We start from the raw sequence: 21,575 nt of genomic DNA, 5'->3' as shown, positions 1-21,575 counted from the left end.
TCCTCGCCTTCCTGCTCCACGCTCTCCCTCGCTTGCGCTCGGTCGGCGCTTCGCGAGCGCTGTGCCAATGGTCCGTTCGTGAACTCACTCACCGGTGGTGGTGAACTTGTCGTAGAAGATGTTCTCCTCGCGCACTCCGAGCCTGGTCAGAGCGGGGATGGCCGCGTCGACCATCGGTGGCGGACCGCAGACGTAGGCGTCCCGGCCGGCCAGGTCCGGCTCGCGGCGGGCGAGGACGTCGGTGACCATCCCGACCTCGCCGTCCCACTGGTCGTCGTCCGCGGGTTCGGACAGCGCCGGGACGAACCGGAACCCGGGCAGCCGCGCCTGCAGGGCCCGCAGCTCCTCCTCGAAGCACAGGTCCCGGCGCTGGCGGGCGCCGTAGTAGAAGACGGCCTGCCGGTCTACGCCGCGGTCGGCCATCGACCGCAGCAGCCCGAGCACCGGCGCCATCCCCGCCCCGCCGCCCACGAACACCAGCGGGGAGGTCCGGCTCTCGCGCAGCGTGAAGGTGCCGAACGGGCCCTCCACCTCCAGCCGGTCACCGACCGCCACCTTGGTCGCGAGGAACTCGGAGAACAGGCCGTTGGGGTAGACCTTGATCACGAACTCGAAGACCCCGCCGTCCCGGTCGGGGACGTTGGCCATCGAGAACGAGCGGCTCTCCTCGGTGTCGGGGACGGTGATGTCCAGGTACTGCCCGGGGAAGAACTTGATCTCCGCGGGCTCCACCAGCTTCAGCACCAGGTGGCGCAGGTCGTGGGTGACCGGCTCGTTGGACACCACCTCGGCCACGCCCTTCCGCAGCGGCAGGCCCGACCGGATGATCTCCTCGTCGTAGTTGAGCAGCTCGATGACGAGGTCCTCGTAGGCGTGCGCCCGGCAGAGCAGGGTCGAGCCCTCCTCCTTCTCGTAGTCCGGCAGGGCGAACGTGGAGTACTTGTCGAGCTCGATGTCCTCGCCCTCCAGGACGAAGGACTTGCAGGCCGCGCACTGGCCTTCCTTGCAGCCGTGCATCAGCTGGACGCCCTGCTCGGCGGCGGCCCGCAGGATCGTCTGGTCCTCGTCGACCTCGATCTCGATCCCGACCGGCTCGAACCGGACGACGTGCTTCTCACCCATGGAGCGCCTCTCGCGGGAAGGGCGGGACAGTCAGCGGAGACAGGCACGAGAACGGGCATGGCAGGGGAAGGACCGACGATGGAGTCGTCGGCCCCTCCCCCTCACCTGACCCGCGCTCAGGCGTTCGAGGCGGGTGCCGGACGGCCGGCCGGGCCCTGCTTGTTGTAGTCGGCGACGTACGCCGCCCGCTCCGCGTCGCTCATCTCGTTGAGCAGCACGTTCGGGCTCAGCAGCGGAGGACAGCGCCGCATGTGGTCCAGGGTCCACATCTTCTTGGGATCCAGGTCCAGGTGCGGCTGCGCGGTCATCGTCTTGCCGTCGTCGCGGACGAAGCCCATGTCGGAGACCACGTCGGCCCAGTTCCAGCCGTGGTAGAGGGTCTCCCACTCGCGCTTGCCGACCAGCCGGCCCATGTTCGGGGTCTCCCGGCCCTGGTAGGTGGGCCGGAACGCCTCGACGTCGGTCCAGCGGCACACCTCGTGGCAGTAGGTGCGGTGCTGGCCCTCGACCTCGGCGGTGACCATGTCCTCACGGACCAGGCACGGGACCATGCAGGTCCAGCACCGGGCCGGGTAGACGTAGTCGACGTCCTCGAACACGATCGGGTTGTGCCCGTTGGGCGTGGCCAGCCGGTTGTAGTTCTCCCACCAGGCGCCGTACTTGTCGTACCAGCCCGGGTACTTGTGCTCGAACCACTCGAAGTCCGTGTCGGTCATCGCGTCGATGCGCCAGTAGTTGGCCAGCCAACCGGTGGCGAAGAACTGCGCGACCTCGTGGACGTAGCCCTTCTCCCAGATCTGCTTCCACGACTCCTCGATCAAGTCGTGCGGGATGACCAGGCCGTACTTCTCCAGCGGGACCAGGTACGACCGGTAGTAGTCGTCGTAGATCCAGCGGCGCCACATCTCGGCGTAGGACTCGCGGTCCTTGCGCCGGTCCTTGGTGCCGTACTCGATGAACGTGCCGATGGCCGCGTCCACCACGCGGTGGTTGTTCCACCACGCGTAGCGCAGGTCGCGCTCGAGCAGCTGGCGGTTGTCCTCGTCCGACAGCGCCATCAGCAGCGTGGCGTAGCCGTTGGAGATGTGGCGCGACTCGTCGGACTGGACCGAGTGGAACACCGTGGGCAGCAGGTAGTCACCGTTCGCGGCGGCCTCGGCGGGCATCGCCACGAACAGGGTGTTGGTGAAGGCCGTCTCGGCGACGATCGTCAGGTAGATGCTGGCCGCGGTGATCGCGTCACCGGTGATGAACCCCTCGGCGAACTGGCGGCCGATGGTGCCGCAGTAGTCGCCCTGGAAGTTGCGCAGGCTGTTGTTGAAGCCCGCCGGGTCGATGTAGTTGTTCATGTACAGGCGCTTGAGGTTCTGCTGGATCGTGCTGTGCCGGACCTCGTCGATCATCTGGATCGCCTGGCCGTTGTGCAGCTCCGGGTTCGGGACCACGTGGAACAGCATCGGCATCGAGCGCGCCGCGGAGATCTCCGGCAACGGGATGATCGACAGGAACAGCTTCTGCCACTCCAGCCAGCGCTCCTGCACCTGGCGGAACATGTTGCCGCGGATCGCGCCGTCGGAGGCGCCGTAGACGCGGTGGTCCTTCTCCTCCTGCATGGGGAAGTAGGACCGCAGCACCTGCTTGAGCGGGTCCTTCTTCGACGCCTTGCGGAAGGTGTAGTCGGTTCCGTACTTCATGTACGGCTCGTGGTACTGCGGCTCCCAGGCCAGTTCCTGGATCTTCTGATGAGCCTTGGCCAGACTCTGCCGACTCACATCGTCTCCTCACTGCTGTGGTGGGCCGAGCACCGCTACGCACTGCGCGGGGGCGCGGAACGGGCGCGTGGTCTGCCCTCTCCGACTGCCGGTCCGGCGCGGGTGGGCCGGCAGCTGGGGTGGGACGCGAGACGGTCGGGCGCCGAGTGGTGCGCGGGCCGATCGGCGACCGGATGTCTCGTGCCCCGAATCACACCGCCCCGCCGCAGGTCACGGGGTCTCAATATGAGACTCTGGGCCGTTCGCCGTGCCCTGTTCGCGGCGCGCGGTGCCCGGTACCGTTCCTGGCAGTTGCTCCTGCGATGGCGCGGAGCGGCGCTACGCCGAGGAGGGCAACCCGTTGGCCCGCCCGAACCACAGATCCCGCGTCGGATCGTCGCAACGGCCCGAGCGGGCCGTCGACGACCTCGTGCGCGCCCGGACCTCGTTCCTGGTGGACCACGCGGTGGAGGCGGGCACCGTCCGCGACACCATCCTCGCCTCCTGGACCAGGTCCCAGGAGTGGGACGTCGCCACCGACGACGTCGAGCTGTCCTGCGAGTACGACCGCGACCCCGACTCCCCGCTCACCCGGGCGGCCAAGCCGGTCATCGCGGACATCGCCGACCAGCTGGCCACCGAGCCGGTCAGCGTGATCCTCACCGACGCCGACGGCGTCGTGCTGGAGCGGCGCACCGGCGACTCGACGCTCAACCAGCACCTGGACAAGGTGTGGCTGGCGCCGGGCTTCTCCTACGCCGAGCGGTACATCGGCACCAACGGCATCGGCACCGCGCTGGAGGGCCGCGGCCCGGTCCAGGTCTACGGCCACGAGCACTACGTGGAGAACCTCGCCGACCTGGCCTGCGCGGGCGCCCCGATCTGGCACCCGGTGACCGGCAAGCTGATGGGCGTCATCGACCTCACCTGCTGGCGCCCGGACGCCGGGCGGTTCATGGCCATGGCGGTCAGCCGCATCGCCCGCCAGATCGAGGGCTCGCTGCTCGACCAGTCCGGCCCCCGCGAGCTCGCGCTGCTGCACGACTACCTGACCGCGTGCCAGCGCGGCCGGGGCGCCGTGCTCGGCGTCAGCCCCGACCTGGTGATGATGAACGACAAGGCCCGCGAGCTGATCGACCCGTCCGACCAGGTCGCGCTGGTCGCCGGGGCGATGGAGGCGCTGAACTCACCGAGCAGGCTCACCCTGGTCGACCTGCCCAGCGGGTCGGTCGCCAGGGTGCAGGGCCGGGCGAGCTGGACCGAGCGCGGCGGCGCGGGCGGCGTGCTGCACGTCCAGCTGGCCGCCCCCGACCCCACCCCCTCCGCCCACGCGACGACGACCCTCCCCCAGCTCGCGCTGCCCGCCGCGGTCGGCTCCGGGCTGCGCTGGATGAAGTGCTGCCAGGCCGTCGACCGGCACTTCCAGAACCGGGAGTGGGTGGTGCTGGAGGGCGAGCCGGGCACCGGCAAGACCACCGTCGCCCGGGCCACCCACCAGGCCCGCACCCCGGCCGCGCACCTGCGCGTGCTCGACGCCGACGACTACGGCGCCCGCTGGGTCGCCGACATCATCGAGGAGCTGGAGACCGGCGGCGGCACCCTGGTCATCACCCACGTCGACCGGCTGCCCGCCGAGGGCCGCCAGGCCCTGGCCGACGCGCTGGAACCGCACCGCGAGTCCACCGACCCCGAGCGCCCCTGGGTGGTCGCCACGGTCGACGCCGGCCGCGGCCCCGCCGAGCTGCTGGAGCTGTTCCCGCGCACCGTCCCGGTTCCCCCGCTGCGCCACCACGTCGAGGACGTCGCCGAGCTGGTGCCCCACCTGCTCGCCCGGCTCACCCGCGGCCACGACCTGACCTGCTCGCCCGACGCGCTGCGCGTCCTGATGCGCAACCGCTGGCCGGGCAACGTCGAGCAGCTCTACCACGTGCTCCGCAAGACCGTCGCCCGCCGCCGGGCGGGCGAGCTGGTGCCCGCCGACCTGCCCGCCGAGGCCCGCGCGGTGACCCGCCGCGTGCTCACCCCGCTCGAGGCCATCGAGTGCGACGCCATCGTCGACGCGCTGCTGGACAACGCGGGCAACAAGGCCGAGGCCGCCCGCCAGCTGGGGATGTCCCGGGCCACGATCTACCGCAAGATCCGCGGCTACGGCATCTCCGTGCCCGGCCCGGCGGCCGGCGGGCGGGGCTGATCCCGGTCGGCGGCCCGGGCGTCGACCAGCAGCCGCAGGCTCAGGGCTGCGGCCCAGGTCCAGATGACCGCGCCGCCGGCGAGCATGAGCCGGAAGTCCTGGGCCGGGAACGCCGCGAACCCGAGGACGTAGTACGCGACCGCGGCGACCGCGCTGTAGGCCGCCCACCCGCGCCGTCCGTCGCGGGCGAACCGGCGGGCGAACACCAGGCAGGCCGCGCTGAGGGCGACACCCATGCCGACCGGCGCGATGTTGTGCAGGAGGCCGTGCCAGCCGGCATCGGCCGGGCCGGCGGGGGCCCCGGGCGGGAACCCGTCGGCCGGGTCGGTGCGGAACACCCCGGCCCAGACCAGCGCCGCCCCGTAGACGCCCAGGAGGGCCGGCCCCCAGGTGCGCCCCGCCGAGCCCGGGCTCAGCACCCGCGCCGCGCCGCGCGCTGAAGCGACCACGAGCAGGCCGCTGACCAGGAAGTTGACGGTCTGGATCCACCCCTGCTCGCCCAGGCTCAGCAGGCTGAGGGGGTGCCGGCGGGGATCGAACCCGTCGCGGGTCATCGCCTGCGCCAGGATCAGCAGGACGAACAGCGGGCCGGCGACGACACCGCAGGCGAGCAGGATGCGGGTCGCGCGCGAGGGCGCGGCCGCCGGGCGGGCACCGGGCGGGGACGCGGCGTCGGAGGTGCGGGAGGCGTCTGCGGGCATGGGTCGACTCCTGTCGTGGTCGTGCCGGAAGGGCGTGTGCGGCTGCGCGTCCGTCGCCCCGTCGGGGCACGACGAGGCAGCCGGCGCCGCTGGACGCGGCGGGACGCGGCGGCATGCGCGGGGCGTCGGACGGGGACGCCGCGCGTCGGCGAGGGCCGGGAAGGTCGGCCGGGGCCACGACGGGCCGGGCCGGAGCGGGAGGTGGGGCTCAGGTGGGTGATCGGTCGCCGGCGACCGCCGTGGTCGGTCGCGGTCGGTCCGTGATCGGTTCGGGCGCCGCCCCGGTGCCGGGCGGCTCAGCGGCAGGGGTGGCGGGCGCTCAGCGGTACAGCGCTCGGCCGGTCTCCAGCAGGGTCTTCAGGTCGCTGAGGGTCTGGCTCCAGCCGCCGCCCGCGCCGGGGGTCCGACCGGCGCACTGCGCCGCCGTTCCCGGTGCGCCGGTGACGTCGTGGACGACGGTGAGCCTGCAGACCCCGTCGCCCTCGTCCTCGATCTCGTAGCTGAGCCGGGTGAAGCCCTCGTCCAGGAACAGCGCGCGCCAGGTCTGCACGAGCCGGCGCGGCGGGTCGGCCTCGACGACCTCGCCGTCGATCACGACGTCCGGGGCGCCGTACTGCTTCATGGCCTCGCTGGCCAGGCCCCGGTAGGCGCCGCCGGGCCGCAGGTCGTACTCGACCGGCGCCTGGTAGCCGAACCGGACCGTCCACTCCGGCCTGGTGATCGCGTCCCAGATCGCCTGCGGGGTGGCCCTGATGTGCACCCGGTAGACCTGGACGTCCCCGGGATCGGTGGCCCGGGTGCCGGTCTCACGGTGGGTCGATGAGGTCATGGCGCTGCTCCAGTTCGGTCTTGAGGTCGACGAGGGCCGTCACCGGCCGCTCGGTGTACTTGTCGATCCACCGGTCGTGGATCAGCTGGATCGGCACCGGGTTGAGGAAGTGGAACTTCTCCCGGCCCGACCGGCGCGTGACGACGAGCTCGGCCCCCTCGAGCACGCCGAGGTGCCTGCTGACCGCCTGCCGGCTCATCTGCAGACCGGCCGTCAGCTCCCGCAGCGTCTGGCCGTCCCGGGCGTACAGCCGGTCCAGCAGCTCGCGACGGCTCCCGTCGGCGAGTGCGTTGAAGACGGCGTCATCGTCGCGCACCGGGACGAGAATAGGCAACAAAATTGTTGCCTGTCAACGGCTCGGCCCGCACCTGTCATCCGCACCGGTGACACCTGCCCCGGTCGCTGATGACGGGCGGACCGGGCGTCCCGCCGCGATCGCCCGTTAGGGTCGGCCCATGTTGGAGATCGGGGGGCTCAGCAAGCGGTTCGGGTCCGTGCAAGCGCTCGACGGCGTCACCTTCTCCGTGCGGCCGGGCGAGGTGTTCGGGTTCGTCGGCAGCAACGGCGCGGGCAAGACCACCACCATGCGGATCGTGCTGGGGGTGCTGTCCGCCGACGCCGGGGAGGTGCGCTGGCAGGGCCGGCCGGTGGACGCCGACCTGCGCAGGCGGATCGGCTACATGCCCGAGGAGCGCGGGCTGTACCCGAAGATGAAGGTGGGCGACCAGCTGCGCTATCTCGCCCAGCTGCACGGGCTCACCGCCGCCGAGGCCGGCGCCGCGGTGGAGCAGTGGACCGAGCGGCTGGGGGTGTCCGCCCGCCTCGGCGACGAGGTGCAGAAGCTGTCGCTGGGCAACCAGCAGCGCGTGCAGCTGTCCGCGGCGCTGGTGCACGACCCCGAGGTGCTGGTGCTCGACGAGCCGTTCTCCGGCCTCGACCCGACCGCCGTCGAGGTGATGAGCAGCGTCCTGCGCGACAAGGCGGGCACCGGCGTGCCGGTGATCTTCTCCAGCCACCAGCTCGAACTGGTCGAGCGGCTGTGCGACCGGATCGGCATCATCTCGGCCGGTCGGATGGTGGCCACCGGCAGCGTCGAGGAGCTGCGTGCCCGCGACGGCCGGGTCGTGCTCGACGTCGAGGGGCCGCCGCCCGGATGGGCCGACGGGCTGACCGGTGTGGAGGTCATCGCCTCGCCCGGCCCGGCCACCCGGCTGCGGCTGGGCCAGGGCACCGACGACCAGCAGGTCCTCGCCGCCGCCGTCGCCGCCGGTCCGGTGCACGAGTTCCGGCGGTGGCGCCCACCGCTGACCGAGCTGTACCGCGACGTCGTGGAGTCCTCCGCCCCGACGGCGGTGCCGGCATGAGCGAGCTTGCGAGCGAATCGTCCACCACAGCGCCTCTGTGCGAGGCGCCGAGCTCGCGCAGCGAGGGAGAGCGATGAGCACGCCGCTGACGGGACGCCAGGCGATCATGCTGGTCGCCCGCCGGGAGTTCGTCACCCAGGTCCGCTCGCGCAGCTTCGTCATCGGCATCGTGTTCACCCTGGTGATCCTGGCCGCGACCGCCGGCGTCATCGTGTTCGTGTCCAGCCAGACCGAGGGCCGCACGCTGGGCGTCACCCCGGATGCCGCGGCGCTGGGCCCGGTGCTGGAGCAGGTCGCCGACCAGCAGGGCGTCGCGCTGGCACTCGACGAGGTCGACAGCGGCACCGGCCGGGCGCAGGTCGGGGCGGACGAGCTCGACGCGCTGCTCAGCGGCGGTACGGGTGGCTACCAGCTGCTCTACCGCGACGCGGTGGACTCCACGCTGACGCCGGTAGTGGTCGCGGCCGCCCAGCAGCAGGCGCTGGCCACCGCGCTGGCCGACGCCGGCGTCGACCCGGCCTCGCTCACCGCGCAGGCGCAGGTGACCCCGTCGACCGTCGAGCCGGTCGACCCGGAGCGGGGCCAGCAGCTGGCGGTGGCCCTGGCCGGGACGTTCCTGCTGTTCATGGGCCTGCAGTACGCAGCGGGCGTGGCCAGCGGGGTGGTCGAGGAGAAGCAGAGCCGGGTGGTCGAGCTGCTGCTGGCCACGATCAAGCCCTGGCACCTGCTGACCGGCAAGGTCCTCGGGATCGGCGCGGCCGGCCTGCTCACCATGGTCATCCTGGGCGCCGTCGCGGCCGGCGCCGCCGCCGCGCTCGGGCTGCTGACGCTGCCGACCGCGGCGGTCGGGATGCTGGTCATGGTGCTGGTCTGGTACCTGATCGGCTTCTTCCTGTTCGCCGCGGTCTACGCGGCACTCGGCTCCACGGTCTCGCGCCAGGAGGAGCTGCAGTCGCTGATCGCCCCGATGGTCTTCATCGTGATCATCCCGTTCATCCTGACGCTCAACCTGCTGCCCAACGACCCGCGCAACCCGATCCTCGCGGTGCTGTCGTTCGTGCCGTTCCTGTCCCAGACGGTGATGCCGGCCCGCTACGCCCTCGGCGTCGCCCCGCTCTGGGAGGTCGCGCTGTCCGCGCTGATCGCCGTGGTCGCGATCTTCCTGGTGGTGCGGGTGGCCGCGCGGATCTACCGCAACTCGATCCTGCGCACCGGCGCCCGGGTCAGCCTCCTGGAGGCCCTGCGCTCACGCTGAGGTGAAAGGTCGCGCAAGGACCGCCGTCCTCGCAGGGGCGGCGTGCTCCTCGCGGGGTCCAGCGCATCTGCGAGGAGCACGCAGACCCTGACGTGGCTCGGGCTCCGGGCCTCAGCCGGAGGAGCTGCGCCGCCGCGGCGTCCACTCGGTGAAGCCGGCGGCGCGGGCCTCGGCGGCGGTGCGGAACCAGAACTCGGCGCGCGTCCGCCCGAAGTACGGGCTGTCCGGGCCGTGGAACAGCTCCGACCCCGACTTGGCCTTGATCGTGTACTCCGGCCCGGGGGGCGAGCCATCGGGCTGCGCGAGCGCGGCGGCCTCCGGGACCTCCAGGACCGTCCGGCGCGCCCGGCGCCCGCCCGGGGCGTCGACGACCGGGAGCTCCATCGTGGGCGACTCCACCGGCGCGGGCGCCGCCTGCGCCGCCGCGGGCTCGGCGGTCCGCCGCTGCGCCACCGGGCGCGGCTGCGGCCCGTCCGGCAGGAGCAGCGGGCGCGGCGGCTCCGGCGTGGGCGCGGGCGTGCTCTCCACCGCCGGGCGCGACCGCGCGACGTACACCACGCCGCCCAGCAGCAGGAGCAGCAGCAGCCAGCGCAGGCGGGGCGACGACGAGTCCTCTGCCATGGGCCCGAGACTAACCCGGCCGCGCACCGCAGCCGACCCGTCACCCGCGGACGGCGCGCCGCGTGCGGTCACCGGCGGGCGGCCTTGACCCGTTCGTAGCGCTGCAGCGCCTCCTGCCGTTCGGCCTCGTGGTCGACAATCGGCTCGGGGTAGCCCTCGGGCGGCCCGTCGGGCAGCTCCCACGGCGTGTGCACGGCCTTGCCTGCGACACCCCGCAGCTCGGGCACGAACCGGCGCACGTAGTCGCCGTCGGGGTCGAACCGCTGCCCCTGGGTGATCGGGTTGAACACCCGGAAGTAGGGCGCGGCGTCCGTGCCGGTGCCCGCGGTCCACTGCCAGCCGTGCTGGTTGGAGGCCAGGTCGCCGTCCACCAGCAGGGCCATGAAGTGCCGCGCGCCCCACCACCACGGCAGGTGCAGGTCCTTGACCAGGAAGCTGGCGGTGATCATCCGGGCCCGGTTGTGCATCCAGGCCTGCTCGCGCAGCTGGCGCATCCCGGCGTCGACGATCGGGAAGCCGGTGCGCCCCTCGCGCCAGCGGTCGAACGCGGCGACAGCATCTCCACCGGAGGCCAGCGGCAGCGCGTCGAAGGCCTTGTCGTAGTTCTGCCTCGCCGAGTCGGGCCGGTGGAACAGCACGTCGGCGTAGAAGTCGCGCCAGGCGAGCTCGCTGCGGTAGACCTCGCTCGACTCCCCCCGCTTCCGGGCCACGTCGGCGAGCAGCGTGCGCGGGTGCACCAGCCCGTACTTCAGGTACACCGACATCCGCGACGTGCCCTCGACGTCGGGGCGGTTGCGGTCGTCGCCGTAGCGGTCGACGGCGTCGGACAGGAACGCCTCCCACTGCCGCAGCGCCGCCGCCTCGGAGGCCTCGGGCAGCTCCGCGGGCACCCGCTCGTCGTCGGGGACGGGCACGGCCGAGGAGCCGCCGTCCGGGTCGAGCCAGTCGACGGTGCCCGCGGACGTGTCGGCCGGTGCGCGCCACCCGTGCTCGAGCCAGGCCCGGCGGAACGGCGTGAACACCCGGAACGGCTCGCCGTCGGCCTTGCGCACGCGCCCGGGCGCGACGGCGTACGGCGACCCGGTGCGCACCAGTGCGCGCCCGGCGTCGACCAGCGCCTTCTCCACGGCCTCGTCGCGGCGCCTGCCGTAGGGCCCGAAGTCGGCCGCGACGTGCACCGAGGCGGCGTCGACGGCGGCGGCGACCCGCGGCACCACGTCCGCGGGATCGCCCCGGACCACCATCAGCCGCCCGCCCAGCGCCGCGTCGAGCGAGCGCAGCGCGCGGTACAGGAACGTCAGCCGCGCCCCTCCCGACGGCCCGGTGAGCGCCGGGTCGAGCACGAAGAGCGCGAGCGCGCGGTCGGCGGCGTCGGCCGCGGCCAGGAAGGTCGGCTGGTCGCCGACCCGCAGATCCCGCCGGAACCAGACCACCGCCGACCGGGCGCGTTCAGCCATGCGGCGACGTTAGTGCGACCGGACGAGTGCCGCGCGCCGAACCCGACGGGTCAGCGATCACCCATCGGCACGTACGAGCGCTCGGTCGCGCCGGTGTAGACCTGGCGCGGGCGCCCGATCTTGGTGGTCGGATCGTTGATCATCTCCCGCCAGTGCGCGATCCAGCCCGGCAGCCTGCCCAGCGCGAACAGCACCGTGAACATCTTGGTCGGGAAGCCCATCGCCCGGTAGATCACGCCGGTGTAGAAGTCGACGTTGGGGTAGAGCTTGCGCTCGATGAAGTAGTCGTCGGCGAGCGCCTTCTCCTCCAGCGCCTTGGCGATGTCCAGCAGCGGGTCGGTGACGCCCAGCTTGCTCAGGATCTCGTCCGCGCTCTGCTTGACGATCTTCGCCCGCGGGTCGTAGTTCTTGTAGACGCGGTGCCCGAAGCCCATCAGCCGGGCGCCCTTGTCCTCCTTGTTCTTGACCCGCTTCACGAACGACTCGACGTCGCCGTTCTCCTCGACCTGGATCTTCTGCAGCATCTCCAGCACGGCCTGGTTCGCCCCGCCGTGCAGCGGCCCGAACAGCGCGTTGATGCCGGCCGACACGCTGGCGAACAGGTTGGCCTGCGACGAGCCGACCAGCCGCACGGTCGAGGTCGAGCAGTTCTGCTCGTGGTCGGCGTGCAGGATCAGCAGCGTGTCCAGCGCCTTGGCGAAGGCCGGGTCGACCTCGTAGGGCTCGGCGGGGAACCCGAAGGTCATCCGCAGGAAGTTCTCCACCAGGCCCAGCGAGTTGTCCGGGTAGAGGAACGGCTGGCCCACCGACTTCTTGTAGGCATAGGCCGCGATCGTCGGCAGCTTCGCCAGCAGCCGGACGGTGGACAGCTCGACCGCGTCGTGGTTGAACGGGTCGAGCGCGTCCTGGTAGAAGGTCGACAGCGCGCTGACCGCGCTGGACAGCACCGGCATCGGGTGCGCGTCGCGCGGGAAGCCCTCGAAGAACCGCTTCAGGTCCTCGTGCAGCAGCGTGTGCCGGCTGATCTTGTTGCTGAAGTCGGCGAGCTGGTCCTCGCTGGGGAGCTCGCCGTAGATGAGCAGGTAGCTGGTCTCCAGGAAGGTGCTCTTCTCGGCCAGGTCGTCGATGGGGTAGCCGCGGTAGCGCAGGATGCCCGCGTCGCCGTCGATGTAGGTGATCTCGGACTTGCACGACGCCGTGTTGCCGAATCCGGAGTCCAGCGTGACCAGCCCGGTGGACGGCAGCAGTTTGCTGATGTCGAAGGCGGACGCTCCCTCGGTGGCGGGGCTGATCGCCATCTCGTGCTCGCCGCCGGGGTGGTGCAACACGGCGGTCTTGGTGTCGTCGGCCATGTGGAGGTTCCCTCGCACTCGGTTCGTTGTCCCGTTTTCCTGTGGTGACCTGCCACGCTAGTGCGCGGGACGTGGGACGCGCCGGACGAACCGTGTGATCTAGGGCGACGCGTCGCGACACGATCGGCTGCGCGTGCCGGTCACGACTTGCCCAACCGCTCCGCGTCCACCTCGACCTTGCCGACGACGTAGTAGTTGATCACCCAGAGCACCACGCCGGCCAGCAGCAGGTAGCCGGCCACCAGGAACTGCTGCAGCGGCCGGCCCGACAGCGGGGTCGCCAGGAAGCCGCACAGCACGATGCCCAGCCACGGCGTCCAGGACGGGGCCGTGAAGTGCTCGTGCTCGACCTCGTCCTTGCGCAGCACCAGCACCGCGATGTTGACGATGGTGAACACCGCCAGCAGCAGCAGCGCCGTGGTGCCGCCGAGCAGCGAGATGTCGGCCGTGGCGACCAGGATGACGGCGATCGCGCTGGTGAACACGATGGACACCCACGGGGTGCGGCGCCCGGCGTGCACCCGGCCGAACACGCTCGGGATGACCCGCTCGTTGGACATGCCGTAGAGCAGCCGGCTGGCCATCAGCATGTTGATCAGCGCCGAGTTGACCACCGCGAACAGCCCGATCACCGCGAACACGCCGAGCGGGAAGCCCGGCGCACCCGCCTCCAGCACCCGGAACAGCGCGTCGCTCTTGGCCGCGGCGAGGTCCTCAGCGGGCACCAGCAGCGAGGACAGCACCGCGACCACCACGTAGATCAGCCCGGCGATGCCCATCCCGAGCAGCATCGCCCTCGGGAAGATCCGCGGCGGGTCGTGGCACTCCTCGGCCATGTTCACCGAGTCCTCGAAGCCGACCATCGCGAAGAACGCCAGCGACGTGGCCGCGGTGATGGCCAGGAACGCCGTCGAGTCGCCGGTGTCGATCTCGATCAGCCGGGTGGGCTCGCCCTGGCCCTGCATGACCGCGTACACCCCGACCCCGATGATGAGCAGCAGGCCGGACAGCTCGATGCAGGTCAGCACCACGTTGGCCTTGACCGACTCGCCGACGCCCCGGAAGTTGATCAACGCGAGGCCGGCGATGAACACCGCGGCCACCGCCCACGTCGGCAGCTCGATGAACTGGCGCAGGTAGGTGTCGCCGAACGCCTTGGCCGCGGTCGCCGCCGAGGTCACCCCGGAGGACATGACCGTGAAGGTGACCATGAAGGTCAGGAAGTTGATCCCGAACGCCTTGTGCGTGTAGAGCGCCGCGCCCGCGGCCCGCGGGTACTTGCCGACCAGTTCGAGGTAGCTGAACGCGGTCAGGAAGGCGACCACGAACGCCAGCAGGAACGGCAGCCACAGCGCCCCGCCGATCTCGGCCGAGACCGATCCGGTCAGGGCGTAGATGCCGGTGCCGAGGATGTCGCCGATCACGAAGAACAGCAGCAGCTTCGGACCGATGGCCCGCTTGAGCGCCGGCTGCGGTGGTGCCGTGCTGGTGTCCGCCATGCGCAGATGGTGAACCCCGTCACGCCGTTCGTCATCTTCTGATCAGGTGGATGTCGACGACGGCTCGACCGGGCCGATCAGCCGCGTGCTCAGGCCCGGCTGGCGACGGGCGCCCGGTACCGCCAGAACACCGGGAACGCCAGCACGACGATCACCGACACCACCACGACCGCCACGCCGCCGATCGTCGCGGCGAGCCCGGGACCCGCCCAGTCGGCCGCGGGCCCGTGCCACAGGTCGGCCAGCCGCGGGCCGCCCGCCACCACCACGATGAACAGCCCCTGCATCCGCCCGCGCATCTCGTCGGTGGCCACGACCTGCAGCATCGAGTTGCGGTACATCGAGCTGACCAGGTCGCCCGCGCCGGCCACGGCCAGGAACAGCACCGCCAGCCACAGCGAGCCGGTGAGCCCGAACAGCGCCACGCCCACGCCCCAGACGCAGATCGAGACGGTGACCGCGACCCCCTGGCGCCGCACGCCCGTCAACCGCCCGGAGAAGACCCCGGCCAGCACCATCCCGATCGGGATCGCGGCGAACAGCAGGCCGTAGGCGATCCCGCCGCCGGGCGGGTCGCCGAAGGTCTCCTGGGCCATCTGCGGGAACACCACGCGCGGCATCCCGAAGCCCATCGCCACCACGTCGATCAGGAACGACACCAGCAGCACCTTGTGCAGCAGCGCGTAGCGGAACCCGGCGGCCACCTCGCGCAGACCGGCCCGGCGCCGCATCCCGTCCACCCCCGGGTCCGGCGGCATGACCGGCAGCCGCCAGGTGGCCCACAGGGTGGCCAGCAGCAGGACGGAGTCGGCCAGGTACAGCGTCGGCAACCCGATCACCGGGATCAGCACCCCGGCCAGCAGCGGCCCCGCGATCGCCCCGGCCTGGAACACCGTCATGTTCAGCGCGTTCGCCGCCGGGATCTCCTCGATCCGCAGGATCCGCGGCAGCACGGCGTTGCGGGTGGGCTGGTTGACCGCCAGGAACGCGGTCTGCACCGAGAACAGCGACAGCACCACCCACACCCCACCGACCCCGCTGGCCGCGGTGACCCACAGCGCCAGCGACGACAGCGCGATCCCGGTCCCGGTGACCAGCAGCAGGGTGCGCCGGTCGACCGCGTCGGCGATGGCCCCACCCCACAACCCGAACACCACCAACGGCACCAACCCGAACAGCCCGGTGAGCCCGACGTAGGCCGACGACCCGGTGAGCTCGTAGATCTGCGCGGGCACGGCCACCACCGACAGCTGCGCCCCGACCACCGTGACCATCCCCGCGAACCAGAGCCTGCGGTAGGCCGGGGTCTTCAGCGGGGTGGTGTCGGCGAGGGCACCGCGCACTGCGCGGGCGATCCGGCGGGTGACGGGTTGCGTCGGGCGTTCAGGTCCCGGCGGGGCCGTGCGGCCGACCTGATCAGGGCGTGCGGGTTCCGGACCGGTCGTTGTCACGGCTAACCAGCCTGCCACCTTCACTGCGAGAGCAGCCCGCCGAGACGCGTGACGTCGCCCGCAGCCGACCCGGTGACGACACCTCCCGCATCGATGCCGATCCGTTACTCAACGTCATGACCCGTGAGACGTCTACGTCCGTGAGGGGGATGTGGCTTCAGCTCGCGGCCACACCCGACGATGGACCGTTCGCCCGGCCGCAGTACGCGCTTCGGTCGCAATGTCGTCCGCCGGACGGCGCAGCAGCTCCCCACATGCCGTGCCCGTCTCGACGTGGACGTCGATCCTTTCGCCGCCACCCCAGCCGGGCCAAGGAAGGACCGGAATGGACATGGCGCCGTCGCCGAAGGACCAGCTGGACTGGATCAAGGCCAGTGCTAGCTATGGCAACGGCGCCTGCGTCGAGCTCGCCAAGATCAACGGAATGATCGCATTGCGCGATTCAAAGAACCCCGGCACACCGCCGCTGATGTACACCGTGGCCGAACTCCGCGCCTTTTTGGACGGAGCCCGCAAGGGCGAGTTCGACCACCTGCTCGATCAGTGATCAGCTCTCGCCCGGAAGCAGGGCCCGTCACGATCGTCCATTTTGGTCAGATCATCGAGGAATCTGGGCAGATGTGATGCCGGGCCCGGCCTTGGCATTCAGCTGCACTGGTGGCATGGTGGAGCCCGCAGCATGGCGGAAACGAGCTTGATACGAGGAGACAGGGATGCCCGACGCCGACCTTCAGTGGACCAAGTCCACTGCCAGCATCGGCAACGGCGCCTGCGTCGAGTTCGCCACCCACGACGGCGAAGTCCTCGTCCGAAATTCACGTTGCCCGGAGATCGTAATTTCCTGCACTCCCCAAGAAATGGCAGCCTTCTTTGAAGGTGTGCGCCGGCATGAGTTCGACGATCTCCTGGCGCCCTGATCCCCGCTAGAGCTGACCCATGTGCCGCCGGATGAGTTCCGAACTCTGAGCTGGGTCCAGAGCCAGGCGCCGGAGCCGGTCCCAGAGGGCACGTGCCTCTTCGAGGTCCTTGTCGTCACTCGAATCGACGGCGTCGAGCTGGTCCTCGGAGTAGTACACGTCGGGTAGCTGCGATCCGAGCTCGAGGATGATGAACTGGGCCGAACCCGGAGGGTAGATCCCGGCACGGAACGGCAGCACCTGGATGGACGTCCTGGGGCGTTCGCAGAACGACAGCAGTCGTTCCATCTGCTCGCGCATCACCTCGACCCCCCCGGCGCCGCGCGCCAACACGGCCTCATCGATGACGACCGAGTAGTGCGGCGGAACGGGCCGCTCCAGGATCACTTGGCGACGCATGCGTACCTCCACCGCCTGAGCTGCGCGCTGCAGTGTCCGTCCACTTCCGCTCGCCGCCACAGCAGCAATGGCATAGCGCTCGGTCTGCAGCAATCCAGGCACCACTCCGACGCAGTACTCACTGATGGACTCGGCGACCTGCTCGAAACCAATGAGGGTGCGATAGGAGTCGGCCAGATCGTACTTCTGCCACCACGCCCGGCGGCGGGCCTCATCGGAAAGTGCCAGGAGACGGTGCCGCTCCCCCTGCCCGACGCCGTACCAGTCGCAGAGCCGCTCGACGTCGACCCGCCGCAGCCCGCGCGAGCCGGTGTCCAGCCGCGAGGCCTGGCTCTGCTGCACACCGAGCAAGTGAGCGAGTTCTGCCAGGTTGAGCCCTCGCTGCTCGCGGAGCCTGCGGAAGTAGACGGCCAGCGCCCGCCGAGCCACCGTCGGGTTCGTTCCCGGATCGGTGATCATCGTTCCCTCCGGACCCACGCGCTGGTCCTCACTTCCCCCCGCCCACCTTGCCTTGATGGAATATTCCGTTCACACTGATGACCATAGCGCAAGCCCGCAGGTTGACTCGTCCGTCGGACCGGAATGATCGGTTCGCGACGAAGCCGATACGAAGGCGAGGTGGTCGCCAAGAGCCGCCACAACGCAAGAAGGGCGCCGGCCTGATCCGCCGACGCCCTTCCTACACGAGCACATGCAAATGCACGTACTCGCTGTGATCCGCGGACCGGTGCGCTAACACCGCCTGCGGATGTCGCTCAACACACCCTCCCGCGCGCTAACACAGGACAGGGGCCAGAGCATGTCACACCGTACTCTCCTCCACGCAATTGCAAAACGGGCTACTGCCAAGATCGTCGCCGTCGAGGACCGGATCTTCGCCGACGACGACCTCGCCGCCCTCGTCCGCGGCTGGCGGATCACCCGCCCGCACCCGTTCACCCGCACCTACCGCGACGCCCGGTGGGACCAGGTCGGGCTCGAGCCGATCCCGCCCAACTCGAGGCGGTCGTGATGAGGGACGACCACCGGTCCCGGCGTCCGCGCCGCGTCGGCCTGGTCCGGTGGCTCGTCCGGGGGCGGGTCGAGCTGACGACTGTCGTGTCGGGGGCGCTCGCCGTCGACTCCGCCGGGCCGTGGATCAGCGGGCTGCTCGCGGCCGTCGGGGGCGTCCTCATCGCCGCGGTTCCCGGCGTCCGGCACGGGGTCATCCGCGCCTACCAGCTGGTGGTGCTGCCGCACCGCGTCCGCTCCGCGCTGACCGAGGCCTGCGCCGTCGACCTGCGGGGCCGCCTGCCGTGGGTGCTGTGGGCGCTGCCCGCGGGGCCGTACGCCGTGCTGGTGGAGGTGAAGCTGCGGGCCGGGGTGACGTTCGAGGACCTGTACGACGCGGTCCCGAACATCCGCACCGCCTGCGCGGCTCCGGAGGTGCGGGTCCTGATGCGCCGGCGGCCCGACCGGCTGGCCGTCCTGCTCATCCGCCCGCGCTGGGGCCTGTGGTGATCACTGGTCGGCCAGCTCCTGGGCCGCCGCCTGCCCGGCCGCCGACACCTTGCCCAGGAAGTCGACGATCAGCTCCAGCTCCGCGGCGCTGTACCCCGCGCAGATCTCATCCAGCGCCGACCGCATGCCGCCGTAGAGGCGGTGGACCTCGCCGGCGCGGTCGCGCCGCACCCGCACGGCGACGCCGCGGCGGTCGGCGGCCTCGGGGTCGCGTTCGCGGACGACCCACCCGGCGCGCTGGAGCCGGTCGATGACGCCGGTCATGGTGGCCGGGTGCACGCCGGCGAGCCGGGCCAGTTCGCTGGGGCCGATGGGGCCGTGGCGGGCGATGAGGTCGAGGCAGACGCGGTCGGAGTTGCGCATGTCGAGCCGGGCGCTCACGACCTGGTCGAGCACCGAGAGCTGGGCGTTCGCGGCACGCAGCCCGTCGCGGACGGCGGCGGCCGGCGCCCGGCGGGCGTCGTCCCGGCCAGATGATACGGAACTCATAATTTACGGACTCCATGCTATCGTTGCCGCAACCCGGACAACAATGCCCCAGGAGGGCCGTCGTGACCCAGCAGAGCCCCGGCACCGCGCCGCACGCCCGCCCCATGCGCTTCCAGGGCGTGGCCAACCGCATCGTGCGCGCCCTGCTGGCCACGCCCCTGGTGTCCCGGGGCATCGGGCAGCGCCTGGTCACCGTGCACGTCGTCGGGCGCAAGTCCGGCCGCCGGTTCGCCGTCCCCGTCGCCTTCACCCGGCACGAGGGCGCGCTGCTGATCGGCACCTCGTTCGCCTGGGGCCGCAACCTGCGCACCGGCGAGCCCGTCGAGGTCCGCTACCTGGGCAGGCTCAGGCGGGCCGACGTCCGCGTGCACACCGAGGAGGCCGACGTCGTGCGGCTCTACGACGTCATCGCCCGCGACAACCACCAGTTCGCGAAGTTCAACGGGCTCGGTCTCGACGCCGCCGGCAACCCCGACCCCGACGACCTGCGCGCGGCGTGGGCCGCCGGGGCCCGGGTGCTGGAGCTGCGGGTGCGCGACTGACTCACGGCGCCAGGCGCTGCACCGCCCACGTCCGGTCGAGGCGGTTGATGTCGTAGCGCAGCCGGTCGTGCATCCGGTCCGAGCGGCCCTGCCAGAACTCGACCTGGTCGGGCGCGATCCGCCAGCCGCCCCAGTGACCGGGCAGCGGCACCTCGTCCTGGCCCTCGAAGCGTTGGGTGACGGCGGCCAGCGCGTCGTCCAGGACGCGGCGGTCGCGCACCACCGCCGACTGCGCCGACGCCCACGCCCCCAGCTGCGCGCCCCGCGGCCGGCTCGACCAGTAGGCCAGCACCTCGTCCAGGTCGACCGTCTCGACGATCCCGCGCACCGTCACCTGCCGGTGCAGGGCGTACCAGGGGAACGTGGCCGAGGCGTAGCGGGTGGAGCGGATGTCGTGGCTCTTGGCCGAGGTGTAGTTGGTGTAGAAGGCCACGCCGCGGGCGTCGAAGCCCTTGCACAGCACCGTCCGCGAGGACGGCCTGCCGTCGGTGCCCGCCGTGGCCAGCACCATCGCGTTGGGCTCCACCACGTCGGCGGCCACGGCCTCGGCGAACCAGGCGGCCAGCTGCTCGTGCCAGGTGGGGGCGAGGTCGTCGACGTCCAGGCCCGCGGTCTCGTAGTCGACCCGCATCGCGGCCAGCCCCTGGTCGGTGCCCGGCTCCCCCGCGGCGACGCTGTCCACCCCGGCCACGGTAGGGGGGTGGCCACGCGGTGGACAACGTCGGTGACCGATCCCACCCGCATGCCCCGTTGCCACGGGACACCCGCGCGGGCAGATTGGCGCCAACCGCGTGCATCTCACGGCGCCCGTGGCCAGCCCGAGGCCGCAGCCGCAACCGGCGCAGGCGGCGGGCGCAACCTCCGGTCGTGGTCCGCCACCGGCGGCCCGGCCGGCGCCTGTCGGGGACCACGATGAGGAGGACACAGGTGTCCACTGCACCGATCACGGAGAATGCAGGGACGGCGCCGACCGCGCCGGAGGCACCGGCGGTGCCCCCGCCCCCACCCGGGTTCAAGTCGGGTCTGGAGGGCCACGTCGCCTTCCGCACCGAGATCGCCGAGCCGGACAAGGACGGCGGCGCGCTGCGCTACCGCGGCGTCGACATCGAGGACCTCGTCGGCGCGGTCAGCTTCGGCAACGTCTGGGCGCTGCTGGTCGACGGCCGGTTCGGGCCGGGCCTGCCGCCCGCCGAGCCGTTCCCGATCCCGGTGCACACCGGCGACGTCCGCGTCGACGTGCAGGCCGCGCTGGCCATGCTCGCGCCGTACTGGGGCTACCGGCCGCTGCTCGACATCGACGACGACGAGGCCCGCGACCAGCTGGCCAGGGCCTCGGTCATGGCGCTGTCCTACGTCGCGCAGTCCGCGCGCGGGATCGGCGTGCCCGCCGTGCCCCAGCGCCGCATCGACGAGTGCTCGACGATCACCGAGCGGTTCATGACCCGCTGGCGCGGCGAGCCCGACCCGGCCCACGTCAAGGCCGTGGACGCCTACTGGGTGTCGGCCGCCGAGCACGGCATGAACGCCTCCACCTTCACCGCCCGGGTCATCGCCTCCACCGGCGCGGACGTCGCGGCGGCGATGTCGGGCGCGATCGGCGCCATGTCCGGCCCGCTGCACGGCGGCGCACCGGCCCGCGTGCTGCCGATGCTGGAGCAGACCGAGCGCACCGGCGACCCGGAGGCGTTGGTCCGCGGCATCCTCGACGACAAGCAGAAGCTGATGGGCTTCGGCCACCGCGTCTACCGGGCCGAGGACCCGCGCGCCCGCGTGCTGCGCCGCACCTGCCAGGAGCTGAACGCGCCGCGCTACGAGGTGGCCGTCGCGCTGGAGCAGGCCGCGCTGGCCCTGCTGCGCGAGCGCCGCCCGGACCACCCGATCGAGACCAACGTCGAGTTCTGGGCCGCGGTGATCCTCGACTTCGCCGAGGTGCCGCCGCACATGATGCCGGCCATGTTCACCAGCGCCCGCACGGCGGGCTGGTCGGCGCACATCATGGAGCAGAAGCGGGAGAACAAGCTGGTCCGCCCGTCGGCCCAGTACATCGGCCCCGGCCCGCGCCGCCCCGAGCGGGTCGAGGGCTGGACGGAGATCGCCCGCAGCTGACCCCGGCCCGTCGAGGACGGCGTCGTCAC

At 71.7% G+C, this 21,575-nt stretch carries 22 protein-coding genes; 9 read left to right on the top strand and 13 right to left on the bottom strand.

Going from position 1 to position 21,575, the window contains the following annotated elements:
- Positions 1 to 84 precede the first annotated feature (84 nt).
- Together KDL28_RS19870 and KDL28_RS19865 are read right to left on the bottom strand one after the other, a co-directional pair.
- Positions 85 to 1,122, bottom strand: a complete 1,038-nt coding sequence (locus tag KDL28_RS19870) for an FAD-binding oxidoreductase (RefSeq protein ID WP_252440820.1) — start codon at positions 1,120 to 1,122, stop codon at positions 85 to 87.
- A 116-nt stretch (positions 1,123 to 1,238) separates the two neighbouring features.
- Positions 1,239 to 2,879 carry a ferritin family protein gene (locus KDL28_RS19865; RefSeq protein ID WP_252440863.1) on the bottom strand — a complete coding sequence of 547 codons (1,641 nt, stop codon included), beginning with the start codon at positions 2,877 to 2,879 and terminating at the stop codon, positions 1,239 to 1,241.
- Positions 2,880 to 3,234: 355 nt separating this feature from the next.
- Between KDL28_RS19865 and KDL28_RS19860 the strand changes: the two genes are divergently transcribed.
- Positions 3,235 to 5,064 (top strand): sigma-54-dependent Fis family transcriptional regulator, encoded by a 1,830-nt coding sequence (locus KDL28_RS19860; RefSeq protein ID WP_252440818.1) that lies wholly within the window; start codon positions 3,235 to 3,237, stop codon positions 5,062 to 5,064.
- Here the strand turns inward: KDL28_RS19860 and KDL28_RS19855 are convergent.
- From KDL28_RS19855 to KDL28_RS19845, 3 genes are all read right to left on the bottom strand, one after another.
- Positions 5,019 to 5,765: a DUF998 domain-containing protein gene (locus KDL28_RS19855; protein ID WP_252440816.1), complete on the bottom strand. Its 747-nt coding sequence runs from the start codon at positions 5,763 to 5,765 to the stop codon at positions 5,019 to 5,021. The genes KDL28_RS19860 and KDL28_RS19855 overlap by 46 nt on opposite strands.
- Positions 5,766 to 6,084: 319 nt before the next feature.
- Positions 6,085 to 6,594: an SRPBCC domain-containing protein gene (locus KDL28_RS19850; RefSeq protein ID WP_252440814.1), complete on the bottom strand. Its 510-nt coding sequence runs from the start codon at positions 6,592 to 6,594 to the stop codon at positions 6,085 to 6,087.
- The gene (locus tag KDL28_RS19845) at positions 6,572 to 6,910 is read right to left on the bottom strand and encodes an ArsR/SmtB family transcription factor (RefSeq protein ID WP_252440813.1); all 339 of its coding nucleotides are present in this window, start codon (positions 6,908 to 6,910) and stop codon (positions 6,572 to 6,574) included. The genes KDL28_RS19850 and KDL28_RS19845 overlap by 23 nt, the downstream gene beginning before the upstream one ends.
- Before the next feature lie 139 nt (positions 6,911 to 7,049).
- Here KDL28_RS19845 and KDL28_RS19840 point away from each other — a divergent pair, with 139 nt between their 5' ends.
- Both KDL28_RS19840 and KDL28_RS19835 read left to right on the top strand, forming a co-directional pair.
- Positions 7,050 to 7,958, top strand: coding sequence for an ABC transporter ATP-binding protein (locus tag KDL28_RS19840; RefSeq protein ID WP_252440811.1), 909 nt, complete (start codon positions 7,050 to 7,052; stop codon positions 7,956 to 7,958).
- A gap of 73 nt (positions 7,959 to 8,031) precedes the next feature.
- Positions 8,032 to 9,213: an ABC transporter permease gene (locus KDL28_RS19835; protein ID WP_252440809.1), complete on the top strand. Its 1,182-nt coding sequence runs from the start codon at positions 8,032 to 8,034 to the stop codon at positions 9,211 to 9,213.
- A gap of 111 nt (positions 9,214 to 9,324) precedes the next feature.
- On the opposite strand, the gene KDL28_RS19830 is transcribed toward KDL28_RS19835, so the two are convergent.
- The 5 genes from KDL28_RS19830 to KDL28_RS19810 form a co-directional block, all read right to left on the bottom strand.
- The gene (locus tag KDL28_RS19830; RefSeq protein WP_252440807.1) at positions 9,325 to 9,834 is read right to left on the bottom strand and encodes a sunset domain-containing protein; all 510 of its coding nucleotides are present in this window, start codon (positions 9,832 to 9,834) and stop codon (positions 9,325 to 9,327) included.
- Positions 9,835 to 9,902: 68 nt separating this feature from the next.
- Positions 9,903 to 11,291 carry a cryptochrome/photolyase family protein gene (locus KDL28_RS19825; protein WP_252440805.1) on the bottom strand — a complete coding sequence of 463 codons (1,389 nt, stop codon included), beginning with the start codon at positions 11,289 to 11,291 and terminating at the stop codon, positions 9,903 to 9,905.
- A 50-nt stretch (positions 11,292 to 11,341) separates the two neighbouring features.
- On the bottom strand, positions 11,342 to 12,643 hold the full coding sequence (locus tag KDL28_RS19820; protein WP_252440803.1) for a citrate synthase: 1,302 nt from the start codon (positions 12,641 to 12,643) through the stop codon (positions 11,342 to 11,344).
- A gap of 140 nt (positions 12,644 to 12,783) precedes the next feature.
- Positions 12,784 to 14,142 carry an APC family permease gene (locus KDL28_RS19815; protein WP_252440801.1) on the bottom strand — a complete coding sequence of 453 codons (1,359 nt, stop codon included), beginning with the start codon at positions 14,140 to 14,142 and terminating at the stop codon, positions 12,784 to 12,786.
- Positions 14,143 to 14,231: 89 nt separating this feature from the next.
- Positions 14,232 to 15,485 carry an MFS transporter gene (locus KDL28_RS19810; RefSeq protein WP_252440799.1) on the bottom strand — a complete coding sequence of 418 codons (1,254 nt, stop codon included), beginning with the start codon at positions 15,483 to 15,485 and terminating at the stop codon, positions 14,232 to 14,234.
- Positions 15,486 to 15,918: 433 nt separating this feature from the next.
- Here KDL28_RS19810 and KDL28_RS19805 point away from each other — a divergent pair, with 433 nt between their 5' ends.
- Positions 15,919 to 16,140: a DUF397 domain-containing protein gene (locus KDL28_RS19805; protein WP_252440797.1), complete on the top strand. Its 222-nt coding sequence runs from the start codon at positions 15,919 to 15,921 to the stop codon at positions 16,138 to 16,140.
- Positions 16,141 to 16,306: 166 nt separating this feature from the next.
- Positions 16,307 to 16,510, top strand: a complete 204-nt coding sequence (locus tag KDL28_RS19800; protein ID WP_252440795.1) for a DUF397 domain-containing protein — start codon at positions 16,307 to 16,309, stop codon at positions 16,508 to 16,510.
- A 6-nt stretch (positions 16,511 to 16,516) separates the two neighbouring features.
- Here KDL28_RS19800 and KDL28_RS19795 read toward each other — a convergent pair whose 3' ends face one another.
- A complete protein-coding gene (locus KDL28_RS19795; RefSeq protein ID WP_252440793.1) occupies positions 16,517 to 17,368 on the bottom strand; it encodes a helix-turn-helix domain-containing protein in 852 nt (283 codons plus the stop codon).
- Between the two features lie 340 nt (positions 17,369 to 17,708).
- On the opposite strand from KDL28_RS19795, the gene KDL28_RS19790 reads away from it, so the two are divergent.
- Positions 17,709 to 17,921: a hypothetical protein gene (locus tag KDL28_RS19790; RefSeq protein WP_252440791.1), complete on the top strand. Its 213-nt coding sequence runs from the start codon at positions 17,709 to 17,711 to the stop codon at positions 17,919 to 17,921.
- On the top strand, positions 17,921 to 18,409 hold the full coding sequence (locus KDL28_RS19785; RefSeq protein ID WP_252440789.1) for a hypothetical protein: 489 nt from the start codon (positions 17,921 to 17,923) through the stop codon (positions 18,407 to 18,409). The genes KDL28_RS19790 and KDL28_RS19785 overlap by 1 nt, the downstream gene beginning before the upstream one ends.
- On the opposite strand, the gene KDL28_RS19780 is transcribed toward KDL28_RS19785, so the two are convergent.
- Positions 18,410 to 18,898, bottom strand: a complete 489-nt coding sequence (locus KDL28_RS19780; protein WP_252440787.1) for a MarR family transcriptional regulator — start codon at positions 18,896 to 18,898, stop codon at positions 18,410 to 18,412.
- A 62-nt stretch (positions 18,899 to 18,960) separates the two neighbouring features.
- Here KDL28_RS19780 and KDL28_RS19775 point away from each other — a divergent pair, with 62 nt between their 5' ends.
- Complete coding sequence (locus tag KDL28_RS19775) at positions 18,961 to 19,440, top strand: PNPOx family protein (RefSeq protein WP_252440785.1); 480 nt, start codon at positions 18,961 to 18,963, stop codon at positions 19,438 to 19,440.
- Position 19,441: 1 nt separating this feature from the next.
- On the opposite strand, the gene pdxH is transcribed toward KDL28_RS19775, so the two are convergent.
- Entirely contained in the window at positions 19,442 to 20,131 is a 690-nt protein-coding gene (gene pdxH / locus KDL28_RS19770) for a pyridoxamine 5'-phosphate oxidase (protein WP_372497020.1), read from the bottom strand.
- 299 nt (positions 20,132 to 20,430) lie between these two features.
- Between pdxH and KDL28_RS19765 the strand changes: the two genes are divergently transcribed.
- Positions 20,431 to 21,546, top strand: a complete 1,116-nt coding sequence (locus KDL28_RS19765; protein ID WP_252440860.1) for a citrate synthase 2 — start codon at positions 20,431 to 20,433, stop codon at positions 21,544 to 21,546.
- Positions 21,547 to 21,575 lie beyond the last annotated feature (29 nt).

The organism is Pseudonocardia humida (genome assembly GCF_023898865.1).
Taxonomy (GTDB): domain Bacteria; phylum Actinomycetota; class Actinomycetes; order Mycobacteriales; family Pseudonocardiaceae; genus Pseudonocardia; species Pseudonocardia humida.
The sequence above is the reverse complement of the archived record's forward strand: the minus strand, read 5'-3'. Positions and strand labels throughout refer to the sequence as shown.

What these genes read in the sequence shown, in the direction of transcription:
- KDL28_RS19795 (WP_252440793.1), bottom strand. Translation starts at nt 17,368, where the DNA reads ATGATCACCGATCCGGGAACGAACCCGACGGTGGCTCGGCGGGCGCTG.
- KDL28_RS19785 (WP_252440789.1), top strand. Translation starts at nt 17,921, where the DNA reads ATGAGGGACGACCACCGGTCCCGGCGTCCGCGCCGCGTCGGCCTGGTC.
- KDL28_RS19835 (WP_252440809.1), top strand. Translation starts at nt 8,032, where the DNA reads ATGAGCACGCCGCTGACGGGACGCCAGGCGATCATGCTGGTCGCCCGC.
- KDL28_RS19815 (WP_252440801.1), bottom strand. Translation starts at nt 14,142, where the DNA reads ATGGCGGACACCAGCACGGCACCACCGCAGCCGGCGCTCAAGCGGGCC.
- KDL28_RS19805 (WP_252440797.1), top strand. Translation starts at nt 15,919, where the DNA reads ATGGACATGGCGCCGTCGCCGAAGGACCAGCTGGACTGGATCAAGGCC.
- KDL28_RS19830 (WP_252440807.1), bottom strand. Translation starts at nt 9,834, where the DNA reads ATGGCAGAGGACTCGTCGTCGCCCCGCCTGCGCTGGCTGCTGCTGCTC.
- KDL28_RS19790 (WP_252440791.1), top strand. Translation starts at nt 17,709, where the DNA reads ATGTCACACCGTACTCTCCTCCACGCAATTGCAAAACGGGCTACTGCC.
- KDL28_RS19820 (WP_252440803.1), bottom strand. Translation starts at nt 12,643, where the DNA reads ATGGCCGACGACACCAAGACCGCCGTGTTGCACCACCCCGGCGGCGAG.
- KDL28_RS19850 (WP_252440814.1), bottom strand. Translation starts at nt 6,594, where the DNA reads ATGACCTCATCGACCCACCGTGAGACCGGCACCCGGGCCACCGATCCC.
- KDL28_RS19825 (WP_252440805.1), bottom strand. Translation starts at nt 11,291, where the DNA reads ATGGCTGAACGCGCCCGGTCGGCGGTGGTCTGGTTCCGGCGGGATCTG.
- KDL28_RS19870 (WP_252440820.1), bottom strand. Translation starts at nt 1,122, where the DNA reads ATGGGTGAGAAGCACGTCGTCCGGTTCGAGCCGGTCGGGATCGAGATC.
- KDL28_RS19855 (WP_252440816.1), bottom strand. Translation starts at nt 5,765, where the DNA reads ATGCCCGCAGACGCCTCCCGCACCTCCGACGCCGCGTCCCCGCCCGGT.
- KDL28_RS19800 (WP_252440795.1), top strand. Translation starts at nt 16,307, where the DNA reads ATGCCCGACGCCGACCTTCAGTGGACCAAGTCCACTGCCAGCATCGGC.
- KDL28_RS19780 (WP_252440787.1), bottom strand. Translation starts at nt 18,898, where the DNA reads ATGAGTTCCGTATCATCTGGCCGGGACGACGCCCGCCGGGCGCCGGCC.
- KDL28_RS19840 (WP_252440811.1), top strand. Translation starts at nt 7,050, where the DNA reads ATGTTGGAGATCGGGGGGCTCAGCAAGCGGTTCGGGTCCGTGCAAGCG.